This window comes from Streptomyces sp. AM25 (assembly GCF_058146165.1).
Window position 1 is genome coordinate 281092 of record NZ_JBKIWN010000006.1, and the last position, 16465, is coordinate 297556.

Sequence of the window (16465 nt, forward strand, 5' to 3'; positions counted from 1 at the left end):
AATCAACGGGGGTGCGATACGGGCAGGTTCAGGACGTCCGACAGGCGTCACCTGCCCTTGACGGGCTTGCAGTACGCGTTGGTCGACTGTCGTCCCTGGTCACGGATGGTGTGCCCGTAGACCTCCTGGTTCAGGGAGTTCCGCCTCATGGGCATGTCGCACAGTACGGTCCGCCCGGAACCCTTGAGCTTGAACGGGTGCGTCGTGTCCCCTTCGGCCTTGCCCAGGTGATTGCCGAGCAGCTCGACACCCGAGGACCAATTCTCACCGTTCTCGGTCTTGTTGGGGACGTTGCAGTTATCGCCGATGGTGTCGTAGTAGGGGCTGTGCTCGTCGACCTGATGGTGCAGCGCGAGCTTGCCGGTGCAGGTATAGGTCGGCAGGTCCTTCGCCTGCGCGACAGGCGCGACCGCGGCCAGCGTGCCCGCCGCCAGGGCGACGGCGGCCAGGGAGTGCAGAGGCTTCACATGGACCCTTCCGGAACCGGGGATCGGGAGGCGCCACGGGGGCGCGGCCCCATGTGTATCTGTCCGGGGGGAACGAAGGAGCGGGGCATGCCCCGACGTTCACCCGGATTGCGCACATCGTCCCCGGCGAGACATGCGGGCGCATCCGCGCAGTGGGCGGCGCAGGGGCAGTTGTGCGCGCCGTGCCCGCTGTTCACATCCGGCCGCACGTGTGGCGGCCGTCCGACGTGCCGTCGGGCCGAGGGGCAAAAGGCGGCGGATCGTAGCGTGAGGCCGTGCCGTCGGGCATGCCGGGAGAGCGCGGGCGGCCGTGGCTCGGCCATTGCATGACCCTGACGGGAGTGCCTGATGTCGCACAGCCGAACAGCTGGGGCTGAGGGAGAAGCGAGTGCGTGGCGGCCCGGCACGCAAGTGGCCCCTGCGGTGACCGGGCCGGTGCCGGGCGGCCGGGCGGACGGCGGGTAAAGGCCGTTCCATGCCCCCTGGCGCAAAGCCGACCTTTTGGGGAAACGATGCTGCACGCAACGCTGTTGGGCGCCGAATGAAGCGGAATGCGCAAGGAGGCGGCATGGAATTCATCGGGTACTTTCCGCAATGGTCGATCTACGACCGCGGGGTGTTCCTCAAAACCCTCGACGACAACGGCACGGCGGAGCGGCTGACCATCCTCAACTACGCCTTCGAGAACATCACGTCGGGTGATGTGCCGAAGTCCACGGAATATCCCGAGGGGTACGCGGGGTATCGCTGTTTCGAGGAGGTCAGGGCCCTCAAGCAGACGAACCCGCCGAATGCGGACAACGGCATCAATGCCGGGGATGCCGGCGCGGACTGGCTCACGCCGTTCATCAAGGGCTCGGGCAAGGAGCCCATCGGGACCGACGACCCGGGCTGGGGCGCGCAGGCGCTGATGGGCAACTTCAACCAGCTCAAGAAGCTCAAGGACAAGCACAAGCAGCTCAAGGTCCTCGTCTCGCTCGGCGGCTGGACGTACAGCCGCAACTGGTCGCTGGCCGCGGCCACCGAGCAGGGGCGGAAGGACCTGGTCTCCTCGTGCATCGACCTCTTCATCAAGGGGAACCTGCCCACACAGATCTGGATGACCGACTGGCAGCATCCGCAGGACCCCCCGACCCTCAAGCAGCAGTTCGGCGGCACCGGCGTGGCCAAGGGAATCTTCGACGGCGTCGACATCGACTGGGAATGGCCCGGGTGCGACAAGGGGCTTTCCGGGAACAAGTACGACCGGGTGCACGACAAGGCGAATTTCGTGGCGCTCCTGAAGGAGTTCCGTAAGCAGCTGGACGACCCCGACCTGCTCAAGAACTATCCGCCGCGCGGCGGGAAGTACCTGCTGTCCGCATTCCTCCCCGCCGATCCGGGCATCATGGCGGCCGGCTGGGACGCGTCCGAGGTCATGAAGTGCCTCGACTTCGGCAACATCCAGGGCTACGACTTCCACGGGGCGTGGGAGAACACCACCGACCAGCAGTCCGCCCTCCTCCCGCCGGCCACCGGGCTCACCGTGGAGGCCGCGGTCGACGCCTGGATCAAGGCGGCGGGGGAAAACGTCCGGTCGAAGCTGACCTTCGGGATCCCGTACTACAGCCGCGGCTGGAAGGGTGTGGGAACGCGGCACCCCGACGGGCTGCACAACTCGGCGACCGGTCCGGCGGACGGCAAGTACGAGGCCGGCGTCAACGACTACCGCGTGATCGCCCAGCTCGGCGACGGCTACAAGGTGTACTACAGCCCGGACAAGGCCAATTGCAGCTTCGCCTGGCGGTACAGCGAGACGGACCACGTCTTCTGGACCTACGACGACCCGACCCTCGTCTACCGCAAGGCCGCCCACGCCAAGACGCTCAAGCTGGGCGGCGTCATGGCGTACTCGCTCGACGGCGACGACCTGAAGACGGGTGAGCTCTCGCAGCAGATCCATGCCGGACTCCAGGGCACGAAGCCCCCGTTCAACGGGCTGAACGGAGGCTGATCCCCCGGTCCGGCACATGGGCCCCTGCCGCCCGGCGGCAGGGGCCTATCGGCTCTTGCGCTCATGTGACCCGTGTGGAGCCATGGAATGGGCTGGCGAGTGAGGAGGAAACCATGCCGGACGAGCGGGTCTCGCTCATGTGGCTCGAAATCACGGGGAAGTGCCAGTTGGCATGCGTGCACTGCTACGCGGACAGCGGACCCGCCGGGACCCATGGGGCGATGGAGACCGAAGACTGGTTACGCGTGATGTGCGAGGCCACGGAGATCGGGGTGCAGACGGTCACGTTCATCGGCGGGGAACCACTGCTGCATCCGCAGCTGTCCCGATTCATCGGACGGGCACTCGAACTCGGGTTACTGGTACGGGTGGTGAGCAATTTCGTTCATGTTCCGGAGGCACTGTGGCCGGTGCTCACCGACGCCCGGGTCTCCGTCTCGGTCAGCTACTACTCGGCCGGGCCCGGCCCTCACGATGCGATGACCCGGCGCCGGGGGAGCCACCGCCGTACCTCTGCCAACCTGCGCAAGGGCGCGGACCTCGGTGTGCGGCTGACCGGTCTGGTGCTGACTTCCGCAGCCACGCCGGATCCCGGACCGGCCCGGGCGGCTCTGCAGACCCTGGGGGTCGGTCACGACCGGGTCGCCCCGCTGCAGGCCGTGGGGCGTGCAGCAGGCGGCAGGGTGCCCTCGATCGCCGACCTGTGCGGCTGGTGTCCGCGCGAGCTGCTGGCCGTCACCCCGAGCGGCGACGTGTTCCCGTGCACCATGGCCCGCTGGCTGCCCGTGGGGAACGTACGCAGCGAGCATCTCCGGGACATCGTGCGGGGCGGGAGACTGGGCGACGTGCGGGCGGAAATGCGGGACGTGTTCAGCCGGCGCGCAGTGAGCAGCGAGTGCAACAGCGGCAATAGCGGCAACAGCAAGTGCGCACCGTAGAGCCGGCCTCGGCCTCGGCTTCAGTGGAGGCCGCCCGGCAACATCGGGATATGGAACTCCTCGACGGCGGAGCGCAGTTCCCCCGCCAATGACGAATCCCGTACGGCCGGCAAGGCCAGTGATTTGGCGAAGTCGAGAAGCAAGGCCCGCATGTGGTCACTTCGCATGTGCACGGGCAGGTCGAGTACGGGGCGCAGTTCCTCCCGCGCCGCGTCGACGTCCCTGCGCAGAAGACAGGACGTGGCAAGGGTGATGCGTGCACCCGCTTCCAGCGAGGTGTCCCGGCTGCTGTCCGGGCCCTGCTCGTACAACCGGATCGCAGAGCGGGCGGCGGACGCCGCGTCCTCACCACGGCCGAGGGAGATTATCCCGGTCGCCGCATTGTGATACTGGCGCGCACGGTCGGCCGTGAAGATTCCTCCCACCTCGTCGAAGAAGTCGTCCGTCCCGCTCTGGCGTTCCCGGGCCTCCTCGGCGAGCCGGAAGGCCCGCAGAGCACCGTCCACGTCACCCATCGAGGCGAGCGCGGCACCCTCCATCGAGTACAGCCGCTGCTTCGACGCCTCGTTCCGGCCGGCGAACCGCTGTCCGGACCGGGCGAGCGCAGCCGCGGCCTGCGGCCGCTGGTCGCGGTAGGCGTACCAGGACTGCGCCGCCCTGCACCAGACCCGCAGCGAATCGTGCCCCACGATCTCGGCGTAGGCCCAGGCCGCACGCGTCTGTTCAAGGGCGGCCGAGTAGTACCCGAACGTGTGGCTGACGTCGGCCAGCAGACCGCACACCACGGCGGCGAGGAAATACAACTCGGCCGACTGCCGCGGTCGTTGATGTCCTTCCAGAACGCCGTAGATGCGATCCCGGGTGGCGACCATCTGCCCGAAGAGCGGGAGCGGGTCCTGATGGACCAGTTCGCGGGACAAGCGGATCACGTCGTCGCGCAGCGTATCGAGACCGGATGCGCCGATGTTGCTGGTCTCCGCCCGGGCGGCGTGATCGCTGGATTCGTGGGCTGCTGCCATGACAGCCACCTCCTTGATCTCCCTTGAGCGCACACGGGGTTCGAACCCTCTGCGGGGAACGGCGACGGGGTTCCGGACAGGACCCGCCGATCCGACCGGGCGCAGGGCGGCGGAAGCGCCGCCCGCCCGGAGCAGTTCGAGTTCCTCGACGGGATAGTTCTTCCGGTCCAGCAGGTCCGTGAGCTCGATCGGGCCGACCTTGTACACGCGCCCGAGGCGGAACAGTGCGCGGACGCCGGGACGCGAACCGCCCAGCGGCCATATCTCGTACTCGCTGATCCGCTTGCCCGTCAGCAGCGAATCACCTTCCTTGGTCAGCGAATTGCAGCGCTCGGCCGCCTCGTCCTGTGTCATTCCGTGGGCATGCCGCCACGCCTGGCGGGGGCGGAAATTCCAGCGCCGGACCATCTCTTCCATGATCTGGCGCGGATCGCACCCCTCCGCCAGGAGCTCGCGGCGCAGCTGTTCCCGCTCGGGCTTGGACCCGGGCTTTCCCTTGCGTACTCGTACCACGGCTCCCCCGGTCACGCTTCGTACGGTAGCCATGTGCGGCGCCTCGCGGAACTCCGTCCCCGGAGGGGCGGGAAAGCGCCCCGGGCTTGCGGGAAAGACGCACGTCAGCGCGGTGCCGGAGGCGGAGAAACCGTCCGGCTGCCGGAGTTCAGAGACGGGCCCGCAGAGCCGACCCTGAAGACGCCACGGCAACGAAGGGAGACGGACATGAACAGGGCCGGCATCGGGCTGATCGCGGCTGCGGCAAGCATCGCCGTGCTGATGGTGCTCAACCCGGCGGGCTTTCCCGAGGCACTCGGGATCGCACTGATCGACTTACTGCGTGTGATCGCGGAGGGGGTGCTTCGCAGCGGGCGTGAATGGTACCGACCACCCTCGCCCGCTGCCGATCCAGGTGCCGAACAGCCACGCGACGGCTGTTGAGTCGGCTATCGCTCAGGCGGCGTGCGCGTACGCCGGCCGCCCCGCGTGGAGTTCGGCGCACGTGCCGGTGCGGGCGGCGTACAGGGCCGCGGCCACTCTGTGGGCCTGGTACGTCGTGCAGTGCGAGTGCAAGTCGTGCCGTGTGAGCCACTTGTAGGCAGCCAGCTCGGGGACGTGGCCGCTGTTCGGGTGCGCGAGGCGGACGGCCGTGTCGTCCGCGATCGTCAGCGTCTGGTAGACGAAGTCGATCGCGGTCGGCGCGCACGTACGGTGGTCGCGCGGCGTGAAGTCGGTCAGTACGAGCCGCACGGGCGTCAGGGCCAGCCCCGTCGCCCGCTTGCCCTCGCGCACCATCGCCTCCCATGCCGGTTCGTCCTCCCACGCGGTGCCGCCCGGCAGTTGGAAGTTCCGTCCGGTGTCCGGAGCGTTGCCCTTGCAGTACGGCGAGACGAGCAGCACCTTGCCGTCACCGTTGAGAATGAGAGCCAGCGCACGGATGCGAGGGGAGGGCATGGGGGCGCCTTTCGGGTTGTGGGGGGATGGGGCGTGCTGCCGAACGGTCCCGATTCGGCCGCACAACCAGCCTGCTGGCTGCCAGAGTTGGTCTGCAAGTCGCGGCGACACTCTCGCCGAAAGTGGCATATTCGACGTGCAGGGCACGGGTTTTTGCGCGGCGGGCAAGGGGTATCGGCCAGCGGGTACGAGTACGTGCCCAGGGGGCAGCCACGCCGCCGAGCCCGACACGGGAGGGTTCACGGATGGCAGTGAAGACAGGGCCGACGCTTCGCAGGGTGCAGCTCGGCAAGGAGCTCCGGCGGCTCCGGGACCTCGCCGGGATGACGCCCGCCCAGGCGGTCGAGGGGCTGGGCTTCAGCGAGACGAAGCTGTGGCGGGTCGAGCGCGGGTTGACGAGCCTGGACAAGGTCCAGGACCTTCGGAATCTGTGCGGGCGGTACGGACTTGAGGACGAGGAGGATGTTGAGTTCCTCGTTCAGATCCAACGGGAGTCACTGAGTCGGGATTGGTGGATCCCGTATCGGAACGTGATGCCCTCGGGAATGGCGACGTTCGTCGGTATGGAGAGGGACGCGCGGCGGATGCGGGGCTGGCAGCCAGGCGTGGTCTACGGGCTGCTGCAGTCGGAGGGGTACGCGCGAGCGATGTTCGAAACCGCCAAGCCGGTCGAAGAAACCACGACTGAGTTCGTGGAGCGCCACCTCCAGCTCCGAATGGAGCGGAAGGAGATCATCACCAGGTCCGAGAAGCCTGTGGAGTTGTGGGTCATCATGAGTGAGGGCGCACTTCGGCAGGTCTTCGGAGGCCCTGGCGTTATGCGTGAGCAGTACGCACTGATCGCCGAGCTGGCGAAGCTCGACAACGTGACGGTGCAGATCATGCCTTGGACCACTCCCACATACCGTGCCAGCAGGAATTTCACGCTGATGGAGTTCGGTCCTCCCCTTCCCCCGGCGGTGCAGGCGGACGACCACAAGTCGGTGAACATGGTGGACAAGGAGACCGAGGTCTGGAAGTACACCCGGAGGTTTGACGCCATGGTCGCGGGTGCCTTGGCGCCGGGTGAGACGCCAACGTTTTTGGAACGACTAGCAAGAGAGCAGACGGAGTCATGAACACAACCTTCTGGTTCAAGTCCTCTTACAGCACCGAGAAAGGGGACGCGTGCGTGGAGGTCGCGGTGCTGCCAGAAAGGATCGGCATACGCGACTCCAAGGACCCCGCACCCCGTCTGGCCATCCCCGCCCCCGCCTGGACGGCGTTCATCGCCGAACTCCGCAACAGCTGACCGTCCTCACTCCCGCACCAGCAACGCCACCGGCCCCGCGGCCAACAGCTCCGTCAGGGGCACCGGTCCCGCGGGGTGGGCGCGCCCGCTGAGCGCGTCGCGCCAGGCCCCGCCCCCGGGGAGGGAGAGCGCCGTGTCCCGCCAGCCACCGCCCCCGGCCAGCCGGCGAGGCAACCGGGTTGCGACCGCAACGACGTGGCCCGCGCGGCCGAACGCGACACAGTGGCCGGCCGCAGGCCCGACGGCCGTGAACGGTTCGTACGTCGACGCGGCACCGAACCACTCCGGATGCGCGCGCCGCAGGCGCAACGCCGCGCGCGTGAGCCAGAGTTTCTCGCCGGGCAGCCCCTCCACGGCGGGGCGGCCGCAGGCCTCCGGGGGGCGCCGGTTGTCGGGGTCGACGAGTGCCCGGTACACCGTCTCCGTCCCCATGTACAGGTCCGGCACTCCCGGCATGGTCAGGTGCAGCAGCGCCGCTCCCAGCGTGTGGGCCCGGATCGACGGCCAGGTCTCGTCCGCGAGTTGCACGAGCTCCTCGTGCAGCACCCCGCAGGGCCCGGCCGTCACAAAGGCCTCGACTGCCGCTTCGTAGGCGGCATCCGGTTCCGTCCACGTGGTCAGCAGTGCGGCCTCCCGTACTGCCTTCCGCATGGCCGGCCCCAGCCGGCCCGCGTCCGCCGCGCCCAGACCGAACGCGCTCTGCCAGGCCACCCACGCCACGTGCGGGTCCGGCGCGGGGTACCGCGCCCACAGGCGGATCATGAGCTCGGCCCACCGCTCCGGGTACTCGGTCAGCGCGGCGATGCGCGCCCGTACGTCCCCGCTCCGCTTGGTGTCGTGCGTGGACAGCACGGTTCCCGTCGAGGGCCAGTCCCGCTGGAGCCGTCCGCAGAAGGCGTGGAATTCGGGAGGGTCGACCGCAGGGCGGTCCGGCGTGCCGCCCACTTCGTTTGCGGACAGCAACGGTGCGTAGCGGTAGAAGGCCGTGTCCTCCACGGACTTGGCCCGCAGCGCGGTGGCGGTCTGGGCGAAGCGGGCGCAGAAGTCCCGGTGGTCGGGGCCGTCGCCCAGGCGCCCGAGTGCCGCGTCCCGCACCATCTCCACGACCGCGGCCTCTTCCGGCACGGCGAAGGCCGAACGGGCGCCCTGTGCGGCCTCGTCCAGCATCGCCCAGTCGACCGGGGCGACGGGCGACGCGCCGCCCGGCAGGGCGTAGGGCCGGTACACCGGGAGCCGTACCAGGATCTCCCGCAGTGCAGCCCGCAGGGCCCACGGCGCGTGGTCGCGCAGGACGTGCGAGGCCTCGCAGACGCGGACGCCGGCCCGCACGAGCCGTTCGACCTCGGCGGCCAGTTCGTGCGTGACGACGCGGCACGCGGCGCGGCGCACCGTGGCGGGCCAGTCGCCGCCCTGGTCGGCGGGGCGGCCGGTGAAGGTGCGGTAGGCGGCGGCCAGTTCGGTGGCGCCCTGGGGGTCGGTGAAGAGGCCGTCGAGGTGGCGGAGGGCGTCGTAGCCGGTGGTGCCGGCGACGGGCCAGTCGGGGGGCAGGCGTTCGTCCCCGCTGAGGATCTTCTCGACGACGATCCAGGCGCGGGGCCGGGCCCGGCCGCCGTGGTCGGTGGCCTTGTGCAGTCTGTGCAGGTAGCCGTGCGGGTCCGCGAGGCCGTCGGGGTGGTCGATGCGGAGGCCGTCGAGCACGCCGTCGCGTATGAGCTGGAGCAGCTTGCTGTGGGTGGCGGCGAAGACGTCCGGGTCCTCGACCCGTACCGCTATGAGCGTCGAGACGGTGAAGAAACGCCGGTAGTTGAGCTCTGTACGACCCAGCCGCCACCACGCGGGCCGGTACCACTGGGCGTCGAGCAGCTCGGGCAGCGGCAGTTGCCCGGTGCCGGGGCGCAGCGGGAACACGTGGTCGCGGTAGTGCAGGACGCCGTCCGCCGTGCGGAAGTGGGCGAGCTCGTCGCCGAGCCGGCCGGCGAGGACGGGCAGCAGGACCTTGCCGCCGTGCTCGGCCCAGTCGATGTCGAACCAGCGTGCGCAGGGCGAGGCCGGACCGTCCCGCAGAACCTCCCACAGCGGGCCGTTGAGGTGCTCGGGCACGGGAACGGCCATGTGGTTGGGCACGATGTCGGCGATCAGGCCGAGCCCGTGGGCGTGTGCCGTGCGGGCGAGGGCCCGCAGCCCGTCCTCGCCGCCGAGTTCGGCCCGGACGGCCGAGTGGTCGGTGACGTCGTAGCCGTGGGTGGAGCCGGGGGGCGCCTCCAGGACGGGGGAGAGGTGCAGGTGCGACACCCCGAGGGAGGCCAGGCGCGGGACGCTGCGCTCGGCCGCGGCGAAGGGGAAGCGGGGCTGGAGCTGGAGGCGGTACGTCGCCGTCGGTGAGGTGTCGGCTGCGCCTGAGGCTTTGCGCTGCATGCAGCGTACGTACCCGCTGCGGGGTGGTGGCTATCTGCGGGTCGTTCGTGGTTGCTCGCGCAGTTCCCCGCGCCCCTTCGGGGCGCGGTATTTACGCCGGCCTCTGCAGGATCACCAGGCTCCTGTCCGTCACCGTCAGGTGTTCGCCCGCCGCCACCTTCGGGCCGTCCGTCGAGACGCCCTCCGGGCGGGCCGTGTCGACGACCACCTGCCACTGGCGGCCGTGGTCGGCGGGGACGGCGAAGTCGAGCGGTTCCTCGTGCGCGTTGAACATGAGGAGGAAGGAGTCGTCGACGACCGGCTCGCCGCGCGGCCCGGGTTCGGAGATGGCGCTGCCGTTGAGGAAGACGGTCAGGGACTTGGCATGGGCGGCCTGCCAATCGCTGTCCCGCATTTCATTGCCGTCCGGAGTGAACCAGGAGATGTCGGACAGCTCGTCGTGCGTGCCCTGCATCGGACGGCCGTGGAAGAAGCGGCGGCGCCGGAAGACCGGGTGGTCGCGGCGCAGCCACACCAGGGAGCGGGTGAAGTGCAGCAGCCGGCGTGCCCGGGCCGAGGACTCCTCGGCGGCGTGCGGCCAGTGCAGCCAGGAGAGCGCGTTGTCCTGGCAGTAGGCGTTGTTGTTGCCGTGCTGGGTGCGGGCGAACTCGTCGCCGTGGCTGAGCATGGGCACGCCCTGCGACACCATGAGCGTGGCGATGAAGTTGCGCATCTGGCGCTCGCGCAGGGCCAGTACGGCCGGGTCGTCCGTCTCGCCCTCGACGCCGCAGTTCCAGGAGCGGTTGTGGCTCTCGCCGTCGCGGTTGTCCTCGCCGTTGGCCTCGTTGCGCTTGTGGTGGTACGAGACGAGGTCGTTCAACGTGAAACCGTCGTGGCAGGTGACGAAGTTGATGGAGGCCAGCGGCCGCCGCCCGTCGCCCTGGTAGAGGTCGGAGGAACCGGTCAGCCGGGAGCCGAACTCCGCCAGGGTGGCCTGCTCGCCCCGCCACAGGTCCCGCACGGTGTCCCGGAACTTGCCGTTCCATTCGGTCCACAGCGGCGGGAAGTTGCCGACCTGGTAACCGCCCTCGCCGACGTCCCACGGCTCGGCGATCAGCTTCACCTGGCTGACGACCGGATCCTGCTGCACCAGGTCGAAGAACGACGACAGCCGGTCCACCTCGTGGAACTGCCGGGCCAGCGTGGCGGCGAGGTCGAAGCGGAAGCCGTCCACGCGCATCTCGGTCACCCAGTAGCGCAGCGAGTCCATGATGAGCTGCAGCACGTGCGGGCTGCGCATCAGCAGGGAGTTGCCGGTGCCGGTGGTGTCCATGTAGTACCGCGGGTCGTCCGCCAGACGGTAGTACGAGGCGTTGTCCAGGCCCCGGAAGGAGAGAGTCGGCCCCAGATGGCTGCCCTCGGCCGTGTGGTTGTAGACGACGTCGAGGATCACCTCGATGCCCGCCGCGTGCAGCGCCCGCACCGCCGACTTGAACTCCAGTACTTGCTGACCGCGGTCGCCCCAGGAGGCGTAGGCGTTGTGCGGGGCGAAGAAGCCGATGGTGTTGTAGCCCCAGTAGTTGGCCAGTTCCGCATCCACCAGTCGGTGGTCGTTGACGAACTGATGGACCGGCATCAGCTCGATCGCCGTCACGCCGAGTTCCGTCAGGTGCTCGATGAGCGCCGGGTGGGCGAGCCCCGCGTACGTGCCGCGGATCTCCTCCGGCAGCGCCGGGTGAAGCATCGTCAGACCCTTGACGTGGGCCTCGTAGATGACGGTGCGGTGGTAGTCGGTGCGCGGCGGGCGGTCGTTGCCCCAGTCGAAATACGGATTGACCACCACGGACGTCATCATGTGGGGCGCGGAATCAAGGTCATTGCGCTTCTCGGGGCGCCCGAAGGGATAGCCGTACACCGCCTCGCCCCAGTCCACCGCGCCGCTGACCGCCTTCGCGTACGGGTCGAGCAGCAGCTTCGCGGAGTTGCAGCGCTGCCCGCGCCCCGGCTCGTACGGGCCGTGCACGCGGAAGCCGTACCGCTGGCCGGGCATCATGCCGGGCAGGTACGCATGCCACACGAAGGCGTCGCTCTCCCGCAGTTCCACCGCCGTCTCGGAGCCGTCCTCGTGCAACAGGCACAACTCGACTCGCTCGGCAGCCTCGGAGAACACCGCGAAGTTCGTCCCGGCGCCGTCGTACGTGGCGCCGAGGGGGTACGCCTGTCCAGGCCACACCTGCATGAGGGGAGTCTTCCACCTCGCAGGGTCTCTTCCCGGTCATTCACACCGGCGCTCACGGAGCACCGGCGGTGCATACGGTGCGGACGAGCGGTCGCAGGGGGCAACCGGCGGGGCGGCGGATCTCGTCCAAGCGGGTGACAGCAGCAACCCCGAGGACGACCGGACGGCGACCGGAGGACCAACTGGCTATGAATCAGCTCACGTGCCGTGCCCGGGCGGAGGACAACATGCCAGCCGGTGGACCCAGTTGGCCGAAGCCCGGCGGAGCGCGTGTGCGCCGCGTCCCGCCCGCACAGTAATCTGCCTTGATCGTTGGACGGGGGCGGAAGGCGGGTGCACAGGTGAGCTCGGGCGGACTGGAGCTGCCCCCCGGAGACGGCTGTCCCGAGGGAGATGGTTCGACCGGCACACCACCCGGTGTGGTGTCCCTGACGCGTCCCAGGGAGATCGGGGCGGAACTGGACTGGGACAGCGAGGCCTGGAGCGAGGTGCGCACGCGCGCCCGCCGGGCCGGACGGGCCTACATCTGGCTGAACCTGGTGGAACAGCGGCTGCGCGCCGTCGTCGCCGCCGTGCTGAGGCCGGTCTACGAGCCGGTGCACGGCGAGGACGAGTGGGTCGTCGCCGCCGCGGGCCCCGCGGGGCAGGAGTGGGTGCAGCGCGCCGTGGCCGTCCGGGAGGTCAGCCGGCGCAAGGGCTACCTGCTCGACCCGGCCGACGACAACGTCCTCAGCTTCCTCACCCTGCCCCAGCTGCGCGAACTGCTCGTCCAGCACTGGCCCTGCTTCGAGCCCTACCTGGACGACCGGCGCGAGCTCGAAATGGCACTGGACGAGCTGGAGGTCGCCCGCAACGTCGTCTCCCGCAACCGCGCCCTCTCCCAGACCGTCCTCGCCCAGGCCGAACGGGCCTCGGCCCGGCTGCTCGACATCCTCGGCGGCAGCGGGACCGGCCCCACCTCCGCCGACCGGCTGCCCATAGATGCCGTCGAGGACCTCGTCGGCGACCGCTACGCCGACGTTGTCGGCGTCCACCCGGACCGCGTGCGCCTGCAACGGCAGCTGCCCGTCGAGGACCTCTTCGGCAACGCCCGCCGTCTGGACGCCGTCGGCATAGGCCTCAACCTGCTCGTCCAGAACTACTCCGGACGCCGCCTCGTCCGCCTCGCCGAGTCCGGCTGCCGGGCCCGGCTGCTCTTCCTCAACCCGGCCAGCAGCTCGGTGCGCCGCCGGGAGCGGGAACTGGGCATCAAGAAGGGCGAGATGAGCAGGTCCGTCGAGATGAACATCATGCACATGCGCCGGGTCCGGGACCGGCTGCGCGACCCCGGCGCCTTCGAGATCCGTGTCTTCGACGAGACTCCGCGCTTCACGGCGTATCTGGTCAACGGGGACGGATCGGACGGCCTGGCCGTCGTGCAGTCGTACCTGCGCAAGGCGCGCGGCATGGAGTCGCCGGTGCTGGTGCTGCGCGGGGGCGGCCGGTCCGTGGTGCGCGAGGGGCGCACCGCCGACGACACCGGCGGGCTCTTCGACACCTACCGCGAGGAGTTCGAGGGCGTGTGGACGGACTCCAGGCCGGTGTCCTGAGGGGCTCGGCGGTGGTTGTCAGTGGTGCGTGGCAGGCTGGGTGACCAGACGGGGGAAGCACCACCTGAGGGGGATCGCCATGGGCTGGCACGGGGAGCTGCTGGTCGGCTTCGACCTGGAGACCACGGGCACGGATCCGGCGGAGGCCAGGATCGTCACGGCCGCGGTCGTCGAGACCAAGGGCGGGGTGCTCCTGGGGAGCCGGCACTGGCTGGCCGATCCCGGGGTGCCCATTCCGGCCGAGGCGGCGGCGATACACGGCATCACGAGCGAGGAGGCGGCGGCCCGCGGCCGCCCCGTCCGCGAGGTGGCCGGGGAGATAGCGGCCGTGCTGGCCGGGCACTGGTCGATGGGCGTGCCGGTCGTCGCCTACAACGCCCGCTTCGACCTGAGCCTGCTGGCGGCGGAGCTGCGGCGGCACGGTCTGCCGCCGCTCGGCGAAGTGGGCCCGGTCGTGGACCCGTTCACCATCGACCGGGCGGTCGACCGCTACCGCAAGGGCCGGCGCACGCTGAGCGCCGCGTGCGAGGAGTACGGCGTCGAGCTGGACGGGGCGCACGAGGCGGGCGCGGACGCCCTCGCCGCGGTGCGGGTCGCGCGGGCGATCGCCGCGCGCTACCCGGAGGTGGCGGAGGCGGATCTGCGGCAGCTGCACGCGGATCAGCGGGGCTGGTATGCGGAGTGGGCGGCGGGGTACGAGGGGTGGCTGCGGCGGCGGGGGGATGCGGGGGCGGTGGTGGGGCGGGGGTGGCCGATGCAGTGAGTTCGGCTGCGGGTCGTCTGTGGTTGCTCGCGCAGTTCCCTGTGACCCTTACGGGGCACTGTCTCTGCCTAGAACGGGTACCAGCGCACCGCCGCGTCCCCGTCCCGTAGCGAGCCGACTCGGCGCTCGAACTCCGCGAGAGCGGCCGGGTTGGTGGGCGCGTGCTGGGCCACCCACGCACAGCTCGCCGTCTCGCGGGCGCCGCGCAGGACGGAGCAGCCTGCCCACTCGCGGACGTCCCAGCCGTAGGCGTGGGTGAACGCCTCGTACGTCGCCGGGTCCAGCCCGTACCGGTCGCGGCTGAGTGCCATGACGACGAGGTCGTGCTCCCGGAGGTCCGTGGCGAAGGTCTCCAGGTCCAGGAGGACGGGGCCGTCGGGGCCGATGTGCACGTTGCGGGGGAGCGCGTCGCCGTGGATCGGCCCGGGCGGCAAGTGCGGGGTGAGGGCGGCGGCCGCCGAGGCGAAGCCGTCGCGGCGCTCGCGGAGGTAGTCGGCGTCGCGCGGGTCGATCGCGTCCCCGGCCAGCCGCAGCCAGCGCTCGACGCCGCCGAGCAGGTCGCGGCGCGGCAGCCCGAAGTCCGGTTCGGGGAGGGCGTGGACCCTGCGCAGGAGGGGGGCGAGATCGGCGGGGCCGGCGGGGCGGACGGCCTCGGGGAGCTGATGCCAGAGGGTGACCGGGTGGCCGTCGGCCACGAGCACTTCGGGTTCGGCGGCGCGGACGGCCGGGATGTCGTGCTCGTGGAGCCAGGCGGCGATGCGGAGTTCGCGCTCGGCGCGGGGGAGGAGCGAGGCGTCGCGGCCGACCTTGGCGACGAGCCCGTCGGCGGCGAAGACGGCGTTCTCGCCGAGGGAGAGGAGCGCGGCGGAGGAGGCGGGGAGGGGTGCCTTCGAGGCGGCGAGCAGGGCGCGTGCCCGGTGTTCGGTGAATGCCACGTCCGTACCTTCGCCTTCGCTCACTTTGTTTCTGGTTGTTTCTGGTGTGCCTGATCGGGGACAGTGTCTCGTGCGGACGGTGACCGGGTGGCATCGGGTTGCGAAAATAGGTGGCACGATACGTTGCGTCTTGCCTAGCGTGTGGGTGTGAGTTCCTATTCCCATATCGCCATGTTCAGCATCGCGGCCCACGGCCACGTGAACCCCAACCTGGACGTCATCCGCGAACTCGTCGCGCGTGGCCACCGGGTGACGTACGCCATCCCCGAGTCCTTCGCGGACGTCGTCGCAGGGGCCGGTGCCGAGCCCGTGGTCTACCGCACGACGCTTCCGGACGCGGGGGACCCGGATGCCTGGGGAACCGAGCAGATCGGCTACATGGAGCTGTTCTTCAATGACGCGGTCCAGGCGCTCCCGCAACTCGCGGAGGCGTACGAGGGCGATGTGCCGGACCTGGTGCTGTACGACAGCACGTCGTATCCGGCGCGGGTCCTCGCCCACGGCTGGGGTGTGCCCATCGTCCAGCTCTCGCCGCACATGGTGGCCTGGCAGGGCAGCGAAGACGGTCCCGTTGCCCGGAAGTTCGAGGAGATCAAGCGGAGCGAGCGCGGCCGCGCCTACTACGACCGCTTCGCGGAGTGGCTCGCCGGCAACGGCGTGACCATCGACCACGACCGTTTCGTCGGTCACCCCGAGCGGTGCCTCGCTCTCATCCCGCGGGCCATGCAGCCGCATGCCGACCAGGTCGACGAGAAGGTGTACACCTTCACGGGCCCGTGCCAGGGGGACCGGAGCCACCAGGGCGAGTGGAAGCGCCCGGCGGACGCCGAGAGGGTGCTGCTGGTGTCGCTGGGGTCCACGTTCAACAAGCGGCCGGAGTTCTACCGCGAGTGCATCAAGGCCTTCGGCGACGTTGCCGGGTGGCATGTGGTGCTGCAGATCGGCAGGCAGGTGGAGGTTGCCCAACTGGGCGACATCCCGCCGAACTTCGAGGTGCACCACTGGGTGCCGCAGCTGTCCGTTCTGCGGCAGGCGGACGCCTTCGTGACCCATGCCGGCATGGGCGGCTCCCAGGAGGGCCTGGCGTGCGGGGTGCCGATGGTGGCGGTACCGCAGGCGGTCGACCAGTTCGGCAACGCCGCGATCCTGGAGGGGCTGGGGGTGGCGCGGCACGTACCGACCGAGTCGGCCACGGCCGAGGTGCTGCGGGAGGCGGTGCTGTCTCTGGTGGGCGACCCGGCGGTGGCGGCGCGGTGCGCCGAGCTGAAGGCGGAACTTGCGGCGGAGGGCGGCACTCCGCGGGCCGCGGACCTGATCGAGGCGGAACTTCGGTCCCGGGGGTAACCCCTGGTACGGTCCGTCGGTGGCGGCCGCCGTACTTCACCCCC

At 70.1% G+C, this 16465-nt stretch carries 14 protein-coding genes; 8 read left to right on the forward strand and 6 right to left on the reverse strand.

Annotated elements, in window-relative coordinates; translation table 11 throughout:
• Window positions 1–47: 47 nt before the first annotated feature.
• Window positions 48–467 (reverse strand): hypothetical protein, encoded by a 420-nt coding sequence (locus ACLHRZ_RS10160; RefSeq protein WP_490417978.1) that lies wholly within the window; start codon window positions 465–467, stop codon window positions 48–50.
• Window positions 468–1035: 568 nt separating this feature from the next.
• Here ACLHRZ_RS10160 and ACLHRZ_RS10165 point away from each other — a divergent pair.
• Together ACLHRZ_RS10165 and ACLHRZ_RS10170 are read left to right on the forward strand one after the other, a co-directional pair.
• The gene (locus ACLHRZ_RS10165; protein WP_490417979.1) at window positions 1036–2460 is read left to right on the forward strand and encodes a glycoside hydrolase family 18 protein; all 1425 of its coding nucleotides are present in this window, start codon (window positions 1036–1038) and stop codon (window positions 2458–2460) included.
• Between the two features lie 113 nt (window positions 2461–2573).
• A complete protein-coding gene (locus ACLHRZ_RS10170; RefSeq protein ID WP_490417980.1) occupies window positions 2574–3398 on the forward strand; it encodes a radical SAM/SPASM domain-containing protein in 825 nt (274 codons plus the stop codon).
• A 20-nt stretch (window positions 3399–3418) separates the two neighbouring features.
• On the opposite strand, the gene ACLHRZ_RS10175 is transcribed toward ACLHRZ_RS10170, so the two are convergent.
• Window positions 3419–4945 carry an NsdA family TPR-like regulatory protein gene (locus tag ACLHRZ_RS10175; RefSeq protein ID WP_490417981.1) on the reverse strand — a complete coding sequence of 509 codons (1527 nt, stop codon included), beginning with the start codon at window positions 4943–4945 and terminating at the stop codon, window positions 3419–3421.
• A 192-nt stretch (window positions 4946–5137) separates the two neighbouring features.
• Here ACLHRZ_RS10175 and ACLHRZ_RS10180 point away from each other — a divergent pair, with 192 nt between their 5' ends.
• A complete protein-coding gene (locus ACLHRZ_RS10180) occupies window positions 5138–5353 on the forward strand; it encodes a hypothetical protein (RefSeq protein WP_490417982.1) in 216 nt (71 codons plus the stop codon).
• 12 nt (window positions 5354–5365) lie between these two features.
• Here the strand turns inward: ACLHRZ_RS10180 and ACLHRZ_RS10185 are convergent, their stop codons facing one another.
• The gene (locus tag ACLHRZ_RS10185; RefSeq protein ID WP_490417983.1) at window positions 5366–5866 is read right to left on the reverse strand and encodes an NUDIX domain-containing protein; all 501 of its coding nucleotides are present in this window, start codon (window positions 5864–5866) and stop codon (window positions 5366–5368) included.
• A 245-nt stretch (window positions 5867–6111) separates the two neighbouring features.
• Here ACLHRZ_RS10185 and ACLHRZ_RS10190 point away from each other — a divergent pair, with 245 nt between their 5' ends.
• A complete protein-coding gene (locus tag ACLHRZ_RS10190) occupies window positions 6112–6984 on the forward strand; it encodes a helix-turn-helix domain-containing protein (RefSeq protein WP_490417984.1) in 873 nt (290 codons plus the stop codon).
• Window positions 6981–7157, forward strand: coding sequence for a DUF397 domain-containing protein (locus ACLHRZ_RS10195; protein ID WP_490417985.1), 177 nt, complete (start codon window positions 6981–6983; stop codon window positions 7155–7157). The genes ACLHRZ_RS10190 and ACLHRZ_RS10195 overlap by 4 nt, the downstream gene beginning before the upstream one ends.
• Window positions 7158–7163: 6 nt before the next feature.
• On the opposite strand, the gene treY is transcribed toward ACLHRZ_RS10195, so the two are convergent.
• Both treY and glgX read right to left on the reverse strand, forming a co-directional pair.
• Window positions 7164–9572 (reverse strand): malto-oligosyltrehalose synthase, encoded by a 2409-nt coding sequence (gene treY / locus ACLHRZ_RS10200; RefSeq protein WP_490417986.1) that lies wholly within the window; start codon window positions 9570–9572, stop codon window positions 7164–7166.
• Window positions 9573–9663: 91 nt separating this feature from the next.
• On the reverse strand, window positions 9664–11790 hold the full coding sequence (glgX, locus tag ACLHRZ_RS10205; protein ID WP_490417987.1) for a glycogen debranching protein GlgX: 2127 nt from the start codon (window positions 11788–11790) through the stop codon (window positions 9664–9666).
• A 341-nt stretch (window positions 11791–12131) separates the two neighbouring features.
• Here glgX and ACLHRZ_RS10210 point away from each other — a divergent pair, with 341 nt between their 5' ends.
• On the forward strand, window positions 12132–13379 hold the full coding sequence (locus ACLHRZ_RS10210) for a DUF5919 domain-containing protein (protein ID WP_490417988.1): 1248 nt from the start codon (window positions 12132–12134) through the stop codon (window positions 13377–13379).
• 79 nt (window positions 13380–13458) lie between these two features.
• Window positions 13459–14142, forward strand: coding sequence for an exonuclease domain-containing protein (locus ACLHRZ_RS10215; RefSeq protein ID WP_490417989.1), 684 nt, complete (start codon window positions 13459–13461; stop codon window positions 14140–14142).
• A gap of 68 nt (window positions 14143–14210) precedes the next feature.
• Here ACLHRZ_RS10215 and ACLHRZ_RS10220 read toward each other — a convergent pair whose 3' ends face one another.
• A complete protein-coding gene (locus ACLHRZ_RS10220; protein ID WP_490417990.1) occupies window positions 14211–15077 on the reverse strand; it encodes a phosphotransferase enzyme family protein in 867 nt (288 codons plus the stop codon).
• Window positions 15078–15248: 171 nt separating this feature from the next.
• On the opposite strand from ACLHRZ_RS10220, the gene ACLHRZ_RS10225 reads away from it, so the two are divergent.
• Entirely contained in the window at window positions 15249–16421 is a 1173-nt protein-coding gene (locus ACLHRZ_RS10225) for a macrolide family glycosyltransferase (RefSeq protein ID WP_490418062.1), read from the forward strand.
• The last annotated feature ends 44 nt before the right edge of the window (window positions 16422–16465 follow it).

Excerpts from the sequence above, each read along its gene's own strand:
- ACLHRZ_RS10165 (WP_490417979.1), top strand. The coding sequence starts at position 1,036 with ATGGAATTCATCGGGTACTTTCCGCAATGGTCGATCTACGACCGCGGG.
- ACLHRZ_RS10170 (WP_490417980.1), top strand. The coding sequence starts at position 2,574 with ATGCCGGACGAGCGGGTCTCGCTCATGTGGCTCGAAATCACGGGGAAG.
- ACLHRZ_RS10180 (WP_490417982.1), top strand. The coding sequence starts at position 5,138 with ATGAACAGGGCCGGCATCGGGCTGATCGCGGCTGCGGCAAGCATCGCC.
- ACLHRZ_RS10185 (WP_490417983.1), bottom strand. The coding sequence starts at position 5,866 with ATGCCCTCCCCTCGCATCCGTGCGCTGGCTCTCATTCTCAACGGTGAC.
- ACLHRZ_RS10190 (WP_490417984.1), top strand. The coding sequence starts at position 6,112 with ATGGCAGTGAAGACAGGGCCGACGCTTCGCAGGGTGCAGCTCGGCAAG.
- ACLHRZ_RS10195 (WP_490417985.1), top strand. The coding sequence starts at position 6,981 with ATGAACACAACCTTCTGGTTCAAGTCCTCTTACAGCACCGAGAAAGGG.
- treY (WP_490417986.1), bottom strand. The coding sequence starts at position 9,572 with ATGCAGCGCAAAGCCTCAGGCGCAGCCGACACCTCACCGACGGCGACG.
- glgX (WP_490417987.1), bottom strand. The coding sequence starts at position 11,790 with ATGCAGGTGTGGCCTGGACAGGCGTACCCCCTCGGCGCCACGTACGAC.
- ACLHRZ_RS10215 (WP_490417989.1), top strand. The coding sequence starts at position 13,459 with ATGGGCTGGCACGGGGAGCTGCTGGTCGGCTTCGACCTGGAGACCACG.
- ACLHRZ_RS10225 (WP_490418062.1), top strand. The coding sequence starts at position 15,249 with ATGTTCAGCATCGCGGCCCACGGCCACGTGAACCCCAACCTGGACGTC.